Origin of the sequence: Clostridium sp. C8-1-8, from assembly GCF_009928445.1 — a bacterium.
Lineage (GTDB): Bacteria > Bacillota > Clostridia > Clostridiales > Clostridiaceae > Clostridium_AR.
On record NZ_JAABNO010000018.1, the window covers coordinates 58,675 to 71,226 of the forward strand.

General features: G+C 30.8%; 11 protein-coding genes. All 11 read left to right on the top strand.

The features are described 5' to 3' along the window. The first annotated feature begins 5 nt into the window (after positions 1–5). The 11 genes from GXK57_RS17105 (at position 6) to GXK57_RS17155 (ending at position 12,549) form a co-directional block, all read left to right on the top strand. Entirely contained in the window at positions 6–878 is an 873-nt protein-coding gene (locus tag GXK57_RS17105) for a polyprenyl synthetase family protein (RefSeq protein ID WP_160678702.1), read from the top strand. Positions 879–899: 21 nt separating this feature from the next. After that, positions 900–2,762: a 1-deoxy-D-xylulose-5-phosphate synthase gene (gene dxs, locus GXK57_RS17110; RefSeq protein WP_160678704.1), complete on the top strand. Its 1,863-nt coding sequence runs from the start codon at positions 900–902 to the stop codon at positions 2,760–2,762. 108 nt (positions 2,763–2,870) lie between these two features. Continuing rightward, positions 2,871–3,680 carry a TlyA family RNA methyltransferase gene (locus tag GXK57_RS17115; RefSeq protein ID WP_160678706.1) on the top strand — a complete coding sequence of 270 codons (810 nt, stop codon included), beginning with the start codon at positions 2,871–2,873 and terminating at the stop codon, positions 3,678–3,680. Between the two features lie 12 nt (positions 3,681–3,692). Beyond that, entirely contained in the window at positions 3,693–4,532 is an 840-nt protein-coding gene (locus tag GXK57_RS17120) for an NAD(+)/NADH kinase (RefSeq protein WP_160678708.1), read from the top strand. A 12-nt stretch (positions 4,533–4,544) separates the two neighbouring features. After that, a complete protein-coding gene (locus tag GXK57_RS17125) occupies positions 4,545–4,997 on the top strand; it encodes an arginine repressor (RefSeq protein ID WP_160678710.1) in 453 nt (150 codons plus the stop codon). 21 nt (positions 4,998–5,018) lie between these two features. Then, a complete protein-coding gene (recN, locus tag GXK57_RS17130; protein WP_160678712.1) occupies positions 5,019–6,716 on the top strand; it encodes a DNA repair protein RecN in 1,698 nt (565 codons plus the stop codon). A 563-nt stretch (positions 6,717–7,279) separates the two neighbouring features. Continuing rightward, positions 7,280–8,467: a SpoIVB peptidase gene (gene spoIVB / locus GXK57_RS17135; protein WP_160678714.1), complete on the top strand. Its 1,188-nt coding sequence runs from the start codon at positions 7,280–7,282 to the stop codon at positions 8,465–8,467. A gap of 149 nt (positions 8,468–8,616) precedes the next feature. After that, the gene (spo0A, locus tag GXK57_RS17140; RefSeq protein ID WP_160678715.1) at positions 8,617–9,432 is read left to right on the top strand and encodes a sporulation transcription factor Spo0A; all 816 of its coding nucleotides are present in this window, start codon (positions 8,617–8,619) and stop codon (positions 9,430–9,432) included. A 134-nt stretch (positions 9,433–9,566) separates the two neighbouring features. Beyond that, entirely contained in the window at positions 9,567–10,568 is a 1,002-nt protein-coding gene (locus GXK57_RS17145; protein ID WP_160678716.1) for a tyrosine-type recombinase/integrase, read from the top strand. A gap of 167 nt (positions 10,569–10,735) precedes the next feature. Next, positions 10,736–11,002, top strand: a complete 267-nt coding sequence (locus GXK57_RS17150) for a hypothetical protein (protein ID WP_160678717.1) — start codon at positions 10,736–10,738, stop codon at positions 11,000–11,002. Positions 11,003–11,583: 581 nt separating this feature from the next. Then, the gene (locus GXK57_RS17155; protein ID WP_160678718.1) at positions 11,584–12,549 is read left to right on the top strand and encodes a hypothetical protein; all 966 of its coding nucleotides are present in this window, start codon (positions 11,584–11,586) and stop codon (positions 12,547–12,549) included. The last annotated feature ends 3 nt before the right edge of the window (positions 12,550–12,552 follow it).

The following is a 12,552-nucleotide window of genomic DNA, read 5'->3' on the forward strand; positions in this document are numbered from 1 at the left end:
AAGTTATGAGCACTGAAAATATCAAATTACTCATAGACGAATATCTTAAAGAATATTTTGAGTCAAGAGAGGGAGAAAATAAGCTTATTTATGAAGCTATGGCTTACAGCTTAAATATAGGGGGCAAAAGAATACGTCCTATATTGATGATGTTAGCTTATAATCTTTATAAAAAAGATATTAAAGATATATTGCCGATGGCAGCAGCTATAGAGATGATTCATACATATTCACTTATACATGACGATCTGCCATGTATGGATAATGATGACTTGAGACGTGGTAAACCTACTAATCATAAAGTCTTTGGTGATGCTATAGCAGTTTTAGCAGGAGATGGCCTATTAAACGAGGCTTTTTCTATAATGATTGATTATTCCATATCGAAAAACAAGCTTGAAGCTATGAAGGCCTCTAAGGTTATAACAGATGCTGCAGGTGCGGAAGGAATGATTGGAGGACAGGTAGTAGATATAATTTATGAAGGTAAAGAAATATCAGAAGCCACACTAAAGTATATGCATGAAAAAAAGACCGGAGAACTTATTAAAGCTTCAATAGTAGCAGGAGCTACTTTGGGAGAGGCCTCTAGTAAGGATATTGAGATATTAAGTGAATATGGGTATAAGTTAGGTCTTGCATTCCAGATAAAAGACGATATTCTCGATGTTATGGGAAGTACAGAAAAGCTCGGTAAAAATGTGAAAAGTGATGAAAACAATAATAAGACTAACTTTATATCTGTTTATGGTATAGAAAAGTCAGTTGAGCTATGTAAAGAGATTACTCTACAGTGTATAGCTCTTTTAGATAGATTGAATAGTGATACAAGTGAACTTAAGGAGTTAACTCTAGAGCTTTTACATAGAGAATCATAAAATATAAAAGGAATGAAAAATATGTATAAATATTTAGATAAAATCAACTGTCCTAATGATGTGAAAAAACTTAATGGAACTGAACTTAATGAATTATCAAATGAAATAAGAGAGTTCCTTATTGATAAGGTCTCTAAAACAGGTGGACACTTAGCATCGAACTTGGGAGTTGTAGAAATAACTTTAAGTTTATTTAGAGTTTTTAATTTGGAAAAAGATAAGATAGTTTGGGATGTAGGGCATCAAAGTTATATACATAAAATTCTAACAGGAAGAAAAGATAAGTTTGATAACTTGAGAAAATATGGTGGTATAAGTGGTTTCCCTAAGAGGTGTGAAAGTAAATATGATTCATTTGACACAGGACATAGCAGCACATCTATTTCTGCAGCGTTAGGTATTGCTAGGGCTAAGGATTTACTTAAAAAGGATGGGCATGTTATTGCTGTTATAGGTGACGGAGCACTAACTGGTGGAATGGCTTTTGAGGCGCTAAATGATGTAGGCTATAGTAAAACAAATCTAATAGTGATCTTGAACGATAATCAAATGTCTATTTCAGATAACGTTGGTGGATTATCTACTTATTTGAGTAAAGTAAGATTAGATCCTAATTATAATAAGCTGAAAAATGAAATTAATAATACACTAAACCACACGACAATGGGAAAGAATATTGCTAGTTCCTTAAGTAAGATAAAGGATAGTATAAAACAGCTGGTAGTTCCAAGTATGTTGTTTGAAGATATGGGCTTAAAGTATCTAGGTCCTATAGATGGACATAACATAGATGAAATAAGTGATATGCTTTATAAAGCAAAGAAACAAGATGGACCTGTAATTATACATACTATAACTCAAAAGGGTAAAGGGTATAATTTTGCAGAGGAAAATCCTAATAAGTTTCATAGCATAGCACCTTTTGATTGCTGTAGCGGAGTATTAAATCCATCTAATTCTAGAACTTATTCCAATGCCTTTGGAGAAAGTTTAATAGATATAGCTAAAGAAATGAAGGAAGTAGTTGCAATAACAGCAGCTATGCCAGATGGAACTGGACTTAAAAAGTTTGCAAAAGAGTTTCCAGATAGATTTTTTGATGTGGGTATAGCGGAGCAGCATGCAACTACTCTTGCAGCAGGTATGGCAAAAGAAGGACTTAAACCTGTGTTTGCTGTTTACTCAACATTCCTGCAAAGAGCCTATGATCAAGTGCTTCATGATGTATGCGTACAAAACTTACCTGTAGTTTTTGCTATTGATAGAGCTGGTATAGTAGGTGAAGATGGAGAGACACACCAAGGAGTATTTGATATTTCTTATTTGTCTCATATTCCTAATCTTACTATAGTTGCACCGAAGATGCTTGAAGAAGTTAAACCAATATTAACTTGGGCATTAAAGCAAAATGAGCCAATTGCTATAAGATATCCAAGAGGTGGAGATCAAAAAGATATAGATTTAAAACCAATTGATAACATAAAGAAGGGCAAGTGGGATCAGTTAAGAGATGGGGAAGAGGTTGTAGTTATTGCAACTGGAAAAATGGTTCAGCATGCTGAAGAAGCAATTAAATTAGTAGAGGATAAGTATAGTGTAGGACTCATAAATGCTACATTTATTAAACCTATTGATAAAGCTATTTTAGATAAAGTAGCCTCCAACTACAAAAATGTAATAACAATTGAAGATAACGTACTTAATGGTGGACTTGGCAGAGAAATATTAAGCTATTTGAACAACACTGGCTTTAATGGCAAAATTATAAATATGGGATATGAAGACAGCTTTATTACACATGGTGATTTAGCTACTTTATATAAACTAAATAAGCTTGATACTGATTCCATAAGAGATAAGATTGTGGAGATAGTTGAGGGCTGAGATAGTTGAGAGTGGAGAACTGTTAGTTAAGAGTTTAAAATGGAGAGTTTAGAGTTGAAAATTAATAATTAAAAGTTCAGTTTGAAGACCTGTATAGAGGAGATAAGGATGGCAGATAAAAAGGAAAGATTAGATATCCTTCTTGTAGAAAAAGGATTTTTTCAATCTAGGGAAAGAGCAAAGACTAGCATAATGGCTGGTAGTGTTTTTATAGATGGCAGAAGAGTAGATAAAAGTGGGGAAAAGGTAAAAGTTGATGCTGAGATAATAGTAAAGGGGAATGATATACCTTATGTCAGCAGAGGTGGTTTCAAATTAGAAAAAGCTATAAAAGCTTTTGATATTGATTTAAAAGGTACTGTTTGTTTAGATATAGGAGCATCAACTGGAGGATTTACAGATTGCATGCTGCAGAATGATGCTATGAAGGTATATGCAATAGATGTTGGTTATGGACAATTTGCATGGAAGCTTAGGACAGATGAGAGAGTAGTTTGTATGGAGAGAACTAATGTAAGATATGTGACTGAAGATCAATTAGCTGAAAAAGCTAACTTTGCTTCTATAGATGTATCATTTATTTCTCTTACAAAAGTAATTCCAGCAGTTATTAATCTGTTGGATGATAAGGGTGAGGTTGTAGCACTTATAAAACCACAGTTTGAAGCTGGAAGAGAAAAGGTTGGTAAAAAAGGTGTAGTTAGAGACCCGAGCACTCATAAGGAAGTCATAGAAAAAATTGTTGGTTTCATAGCTTCATTAAATTTATCTATTAAAGGATTAGACTTCTCGCCTATAAAAGGCCCAGAAGGTAATATAGAATATTTAGTGTATTTCACTAAGGATAAGGTCGAAACTTCCTTTGACCTTGAAGAAAGAATTGAAAAAGTAGTTCAAGACTCTCATAATAATATGTAACATGGAGGAACTATGAAAAATATTGGCGTTTTTATAAATCCATCCAAGGATAAAGATGGTTCTATATTAGATACAATAACTAAAAAGACAAAAGAGTATTTTCCAGACTCCTGTATTTTTACAGTTCAGAGTCATAAAGATATACAAAGTAGGAAGGAAGCTACGGATTGTCTAATTGTTTTAGGCGGTGATGGCACAATTCTAGGTGCTACAAGAGACCTTGCTATACCTGAGGATATACCTATATTTGGAATAAATATAGGCAATCTTGGGTTTCTTACTAGTGTTGACAGCAAGTGCACTGACTATGCACTACAGTGTCTTAAAAATAAACGCTTTAAATATGAAAAAAGAATGATGCTTAAATGTAATGTGTCATGCGAAAGTGGAGTTTATGATAATATAGCCTTAAACGATATAGTTATTGCAAAAGGTACTCTTTCCAGAATGGTAAAATATAAGATTTTTGTAGATAATAAGTTTTACTCTTCTTTTAAAGGAGATGGTGTTATCATATCAACACCTACTGGTTCCACTGCATATTCTTTTTCTGCTGGAGGACCTTTGATAATGCCTTCTTTAGAAATCATAACCATAGTTCCGATATGCTCGCATACTCCTACAATGAGATCAATTATAGTAAACGGCAACAGCACTATTGAAATACAAGCTGAAAGTTTTGGAGAAGAAACTTTTTTAACAGTGGATGGTCAAAAGTCTATAAAGTTAAGTAAAAATTCTAAAATAATGGTAGGTAAAAATCATAAATCTTGTAATTTAATATTATTGGACGATTACGATTATTTTAACGTTCTTAGAAAAAAAATCTTAAGCCAAGATGGCGATTGGTAGGGTGAGGGAAACGTGAAGTCAAGAAGACATACAAAAATTTTAGAAATAATTAATAATAAGTCTATAGAAACTCAAGAAGAGCTTGCAGAAATACTTAAGAAGGAAGGTTTCGATGTAACTCAGGCTACGGTTTCTAGAGATATAAAGACTTTGAAACTTATAAAGGTACTTGGTGATGGAGGCAGATATAAATATGCTTCTATCAATAATAGCACAAATGACATGACAGATAAGATGGCAAGTATCTTTACTAATACTGTATTAAGTGTTGAGAATGTAGATAAGATGGTGGTTGTAAAGACTTTGTCTGGATCTGCACCAGCTGCTGCTGAAGCTATAGACACTTTACATTTCGCTGATATTGCAGGAACTATAGCTGGAGACAATACTATTTTTATCATTGTAAGGACTTTAGAAACCGCAGAAGAGTTAGTATCTAAAATGAGAAAAATGATAAATACTTAATTAAGAGTAAGGTGGGTTAGGATGTTATTACAACTTACTATTGAAAATTTTGCACTTATAGAAAAAGTATGCTTATCCTTTGATAAGGGATTCAGTATATTATCTGGTGAAACAGGTGCAGGTAAGTCAATACTTATAGATGCTATAAATTATGTTTTAGGTGGAAAGTTCAATAAAGATATTATAAGAACTGGCGAAAATAAGACCTTTGTAGAAGCTATATTTGATATTGAAAATAGTAGAACTAAGAAGGCTCTTGAGGAGCTGGACATAGATACTGATGATCTTATAATAATATCGAGAGAATCTTTTCAGAATGGCAAGTCTGTAATCAAGGTGAATGGTAAGAGCTTAATCATCACATCATTAAAAAAACTTACAGAGACACTTATAGATATTCATGGACAGCACGAAAATCAAAATCTTATGAATAAATCCAGTCATGTAAACTATCTTGATAGTTTCGGGGAGGAAAAAATACTCAAACCTTTAAGTAAATACAGAGGGCTTTATCAAGAAGCAGCAGCTGTAGAAAATAGAATAAAAGAACTAAGAGGTAATGAGGATAATGAAAAGCTGGTAAACTACCTTAAGTATCAGATTGATGATATAGATGAAGGAAAGCTCAATGTAAACGAAGAAGAAGAACTTAATGAGACTTTTTCAATATTATCAAATTCTGAAAAGATAAGTAAAGCACTGTCTCATACATATAATGGACTAAGAGGTGGAAGTGATGAAGGCTCCATAATTGATAAACTGGCTAGCATTACTCACGATCTTTCTAACATAACTAAGTATTCTGATAGAATAAAGAAAGCTTATGAAAGTCTTAATGAAATATTCTATAATCTAGCCGAGGTTGCCAATGAGGTTAGAGATATTAGTGAAGAATATGTCTTTGATGAGGATGAATTGGACAGGGTTAATAGAAGGACTTACGAGATAGGTCTCTATAAAAAGAAGTATGGAGAAACTGTTGAGAGTATCCTAGAGTATAGAAAACAGTTAGAAGAACAATATAATCAAATAGTTAACTCTGAACAGATCATCAATAAGCTTATAGAACAAAAAAATAAGATATACGATGAAATGAGAGTAGTAGGCGAAGAACTTCATCATATAAGAGTAAATATAGGAAAAGAACTTGAAGACAGAATAAGTAGAGAACTTAAGTATGTAGGACTAGAAAAGAGTACTTTTAGTATAGAAATAGTCTCTTCAGAAGAGTTCAACTATAATGGAATAGATAAAGTTCAATTCTTAATATCTACAAATCCAGGAGAGCCATTAAAATCCTTGGAAAAGGTAGTCTCTGGAGGAGAACTTTCTAGAATAATGCTTTCTTTAAAAACAGTTTTTGTAGATAAGGATAAGATACCTACAGTAATATTTGATGAAATAGACACCGGTATTAGTGGAAGGATAGCACAAGCTGTTGGGGAAAAGATGTATGAGATATCTGTTAAACATCAAGTTTTTTGCATAACTCATCTTCCGCAAATAGCATCAATGTCAGATAATCATTTCCTTATTTCAAAGCATGTTGATCATCATAAGACCTTTACTAAGGTAAAAGTTTTAAACATTGAAGAAAAGAACCTAGAAGTTGCTAAAATGATAGGTGGAGTAGAAGTAACCTCGGCTACACTTACTAATGCAAAAGAAATGGTTGAGATGGCAGATATTAAAAAAAATCATATGAAATATAATACATAATTAATGAAGATTTAGGAAAAATAGAACTATATGATAGTTCTATTTTTTTTATTTATAAATGTATAATATGTAAAAGTTCCTTTAAACAATTTTTTGATACCATAATAATAGATATAAATCCTTAATATAAATAAAGATATATTAATTACTTGAGTAAGATCCTTAAAGTATTCTATAATTAATCACTTACCTATCTTATTCTTTTTAAATAAATTTAATTATATATGTAGAAATTAAATTTCTAAATTCAAGCTGGTAGTATTTAATTGGTTTTATAAAGCTTTCAATTTTTAAAGTTTATTGTTTCATATATATTTAGCATAGCTATGCTTTAATATTACCTATTTTTTTAGAAACATTATAAAGGTAGCTTTAACAATCTTGACAGCATATTAAAGAAAAATAGATGAAAGAAAATTACTCGTAGCTTACAAGTTAAAATTTAAAAAAAAGAAGATAAAATTAGTAGCTTTTAAATTTTATTGTCTTTTATAACAGAGTTAATATAGCATATGCAACTATATTTGTGGGTAACTTAAGGGTAAAGAAAAGGAGGAGATAAAATGAATACGAAGCTTATCAGAAATATATTTTATACCATAAGTTTAGTGTTGTTCGTAAGCTTTTACATATTCTCTTCTAATGCAACAACACCCACTAGAAGTTATATGAATATAGTGCAGAAGGGATATAATATTTTCGCGTCTACTGATAGTAAAAAAGTAAATAGCAAAGAAAGGCAGACTCAGGGTAAAAACATAGCAACAGCTCCAATGAAATCTGTATTTTCTTCTAAATCAGAAGACTTAGAAATATATCCTGGAGGAAGCTGTGTTGGTGTTAAGATACAAACAAAAGGTGTATTAGTAGTAGGTTTTTCAGATATAGAAACAAATGAGGGAAAAGCAGAAAGTCCTAGTAGAAAAGCTGGAATAATGCTAGGAGATGTAGTCCTAAAAGTAAATAGTCAAGAAATAGAAAATTCAAAAGATTTAATTAAAAAGTTGAATAATTTGACTAATTCTGATGTGAAGGTGACAATAAGTCATAATAACGAAATAATGGAAAAGACAATTGTTAGTATAAAGTCATCTACTGATGAAAAATACAAGATAGGATTATGGGTAAGAGATTCAACAGCTGGTGTGGGGACTTTAACCTTTTATGATGCAAATACTAAAAAGTTTGGTGCCTTAGGACATCCAATAACAGATAATGACACAAATACAATTTTGAGTATAAAAGATGGTTCATTGATTAATACCTCAATAATAAGCGTAAGAAAAGGCCAAAAAGGAAATCCTGGTGAATTAAAAGGAGTATTTGTAGAAGAAGATAATCCCCTAGGAGAAATAAGAAATAATACAGTTTGTGGGATATTTGGTACTTCAGATAATAAACTTAATACTAGAAGCAATAAACCTCTAAAGGTAGGGTTTAGGGATGAAATCAAAGAAGGAAAAGCAAAAATAATAACTACAATTGATGAAAGTGGTCCACAAATGTATGATATAGAAATTGTAAAGTTATTAAGTCAAGATAATCCAGGACCAAAGAGTATGATTATTAAGGTTACTGACCCTAAACTTTTAGAAAAAACAGGTGGGATAGTACAGGGAATGAGTGGAAGTCCTATAATTCAAAATAATAAGATAGTAGGCGCAGTTACACATGTTCTTATAAATAAACCAGATGTAGGATATGGTATTTATATAGAATGGATGCTAAAAGATGCAGGTATTATTAACTAACAAAAAAAGTAATATTGTGGTATAATTAAAAAAGATATCTTAAATGATATCTTTTTTATCTAAAATCTTTTTTAAAGAAGGAATTGAAGAAGTTTTGTCGAATTAGTTAATTGTTAATAAATGGAATCATATGCGAAGGGGAGAATTTTATGCAAGAATCAAAAATATCAGTATTAATTGCAGATGATAATAAGGAATTCTGTAATATATTAAATGACTATTTACTAAATCAAAGAGATATAGTAGTTACCGGAATCGCTAAAGATGGTTTAGAAGCTTTAAAATTAATCGAAGAAAGAAAACCAGATTTAGTCGTACTAGATATAATTATGCCACATTTAGATGGACTTGGAGTTCTAGAAAAACTAGCTTCTATGAATTTAGATCCGATTCCAAGAATAATAGTTCTTTCTGCTGTAGGGCAAGACAAAATAACACAAAGAGCTATCACTTTAGGCGCAGACTATTATGTTGTTAAGCCATTTGATATGGACGTATTCACTAAGAGAATAAGACAAATGTTTAATAATACAATATCAGGAGATTCTTCTAGAAAAACTGTACCATTGATGGAAACACCTGAAATCAAGATAGAGTCAAAGAAGGAACCTGTTGATTTAGAATCCGAAATCACAAATATAATTCATGAAATTGGTGTTCCTGCACATATTAAGGGATACATGTATTTAAGAGAAGCTATAAGCATGGTTGTTAATGATATGGAGTTATTATCTGCGGTTACTAAAGAATTATACCCATCCATAGCAAAAAAATATAACACAACTGCAAGTAGAGTTGAAAGAGCTATAAGACATGCTATAGAAGTTGCTTGGGGAAGAGGTCAAGTGGATGCTATAAACAAACTATTTGGCTACACTGTTCACAATGATAAAGGCAAGCCAACAAATTCTGAATTTATCGCTATGGTCGCAGATAAATTGAGACTTAAGAATAAGGTTAGCTAAGTGGCTTGGTTGAGCTATTCTTGATAATGAATTTTATCAAACATATACCAATAAACTATTTTTTATACCAACAAACTATATAGGTTTGCTCAAAAACACTTCTTAATCAGATGGATTAGGAGGTGTTTTTTGTTTTGCCAAAAATACAGAAGAAATTTTTAACTGTAGAAGATGCAATAGAGGATTTCTTAATTTATTGCACTAACAAAAATTTAAGTATTAAGACAAGAAAATCTTACGAATCTACTCTAAAGCTGTTTTCTAAATTTTTAGAAGAAGAATGTAATATTACAAATGTAGAATCTGTAGTAGAGAAAAACATAAGAGAGTATATCGAATTCACTAAAGAAAGAGGAAAATATTCTTTTATATCAAGTAATAACTCTATTGATTTAAACAATCCTTCCGCACGTAAAGATTTTGGTAAAGACATTAGTATTAGTACACTAAATAACTATATAAGAAATATAAAAGTTTTCTTTAATTTTTTATATGAGAATAATTTGATTCCTAAAGATATTGTATCGAAAGTAAAACAATACAAAAATAGTCATAAACCTAAAGCTGAGATTACAGATGCTGATTTTAAGAAATTGATTAGTAGTCTTGATATTACAGTTTTTGCCGAGTATAGAGACTATGTAATAATACAGCTCTTAACTGATACAGGAATGCGAATAGGTGAGTGTTTAGCGCTTGAAGTGGATAATATCTTACTAGATAAAAGAGCTATATTTATCCCTGCTGATATTACCAAGGGAAAAAAGGATAGGTATGTGTTCTTTAGTATAACAATGAAAAAGGTTCTGAGTAAATGGTTAGCTTATAAAGACAGGTATTTAGATACTGATCTAGTATTTGTATCGAACAGAAATAACAAGCTTGATATATCAAACTTTGAAAAAAACTTAAAGAAATATGTTGCTAGAACTAATATAAACAAGAATATTACAGCCCATGTGTTTAGAAATAATTTCGCAAGAAGATATTTATTAGCATCAAACGATATCTATGGATTATCAAGAATTTTAGGACATAGCTCAGTTACCGTGACGGAGCAAGCATACTTAGATTTGACAGTAGAAGATATTAGAAAGAATTACCAACAATTTAGTCCGCTAGAAAACATGAAATAGGAAGGAGATCAAAGCAATGTTAATAAATATAATTATAATACCTCTGATCTTCATAATACTATTAGCAGCCTTTTATACAATGATAGATATACTTGTCAGACCTCTATTTTGTATTGTTTGGGATACTGCAAAAGCTATTAAATCAATCAAAGGAGTAAGGTAATCAAATGGATATAGAAGAAATAATACAACAATTTAAACAATCTACATTTTATATGCAAAACTATAGTCTTAATATCTATAGTAAGATTAGTAGCATTATTAAACTTAACAATAACACTTTGCATGTAGTTCTAAACTCTGGAAACTTAGATGTGTATCTAGATAGAATCGTGAAAGTGGACAAGATACCATATATGAATACTGAATTTCAATGTTGCTATGAGATAAGAAACTATACTAACACAGAAATTCTTGGATATGTAGCTAATTAAAAAAATTATGACAAACAAAAAAGAGTAGTGATATTCGCAGTATCTCCACTCTTCCGAAAATTGAATATAGATTAATGAAACCTTTATTCAACTCATGTAACGATATTTATATTATAAAATAAAAAAATTGAGTTGTAAAGAGGTCTAGTTTCTTATTGCCTTTTTTAGCAATAGGTTACTTGAGATGCACTGGAGCAAGTATAAAAAATCCAGTAGGTGTGGACGAGCCGATGCTATAAAATCGTTTGGGACAAGCAGTATTTCTGTTATTGTATTACTTGCCCCTGAAACGGGTGTACTTGACCGTTTAACAAATTAAGTAGGTAGGATTATACTAGCAGAAATGCGGCTTTCTATATAAGTTTACAAGCGTATACATGGGTAGTATTGTGTATATTAAAATATAGATAACAATAACAGCACAAAGCAAGAAACTTCAGCATAAACAAAACTTTACGCCCTTGAAAAACAGGGCCAACTATGTGCAATTGCTTAGCATTCCAAAACTTTACTCTTAATTTGTACTGAAGTCAATCGATATTTATATAAAAGCTTTTACTAAAGATAAAGGATGAGATCGGATGAATCAATTTATAAAGAATAAAATAGTGCAAGATTTTAAAAAAAAACATGGATTTACCAACAATATAGATAAAAACGAAAGCGGGGTATATTTGATATATAGTTGTTCGACAGATTTTTGTTATGTTGGTGAAACTAAAAACCCTTTTAAAGAAAGATATCCAAAACATAAATATCATTTAAGATTAGGTAATCATAGCAATATAAAGTTACAAGAGATATATAATGAATATGGTGAAGATGACCTGGAATTTATCCCAATATATATATGTGCTGAATTTATGAATAAATATACAGAGAGTGCGTACATAGAAAATTACGGACTAAAGACAATAAATAATAGAGGCTCAATTACAAGATTTGAATGGCAACGGATAAATGAAAAAGAAAGAATAATGTTGAACGGAATTCCAGATATGTATAGGATAATAATTGAAGAACACAAGAAATGGAAGTGCATTGGAAAGGAAAAGATACTGATAGTCAAATTTGAGGAGTATTTGAATAATGCTATGAAATTTGGAATGGAGATTAAATCGAAAGAAGAATTTAGATGGATTGAAGAGTGTGAAAGTAAAGAAATATTCGATTTTCTTAATGAGTATAATCATGAGTATGATAATTTTATAAAAATGCCACTTGATTATATAGGATTGTCTATATTGAATGATATACTAGGAAAGGAAAAACGTAAAAACATTTTTGATAGAAATAAATTGAGACATGAGAGAGATATTGAATCAGATGATCTTATATATAATATTTATAAAAGAATAAGAACGGAAAATAACTTTCTAGCTCATTATGTCAATGCTTATTTAGGTTATTCAAATAACCAAGAAAGTGGAGTATTGAAAGTTAAAATCTTTTCTAATAGATTAACTTGCATTATGGATGTGGTTTATTACTATGTACTTATATTAATAATGGAAGCAGTAGAAGGAAATACTTTTTTACAAATCTAAGAC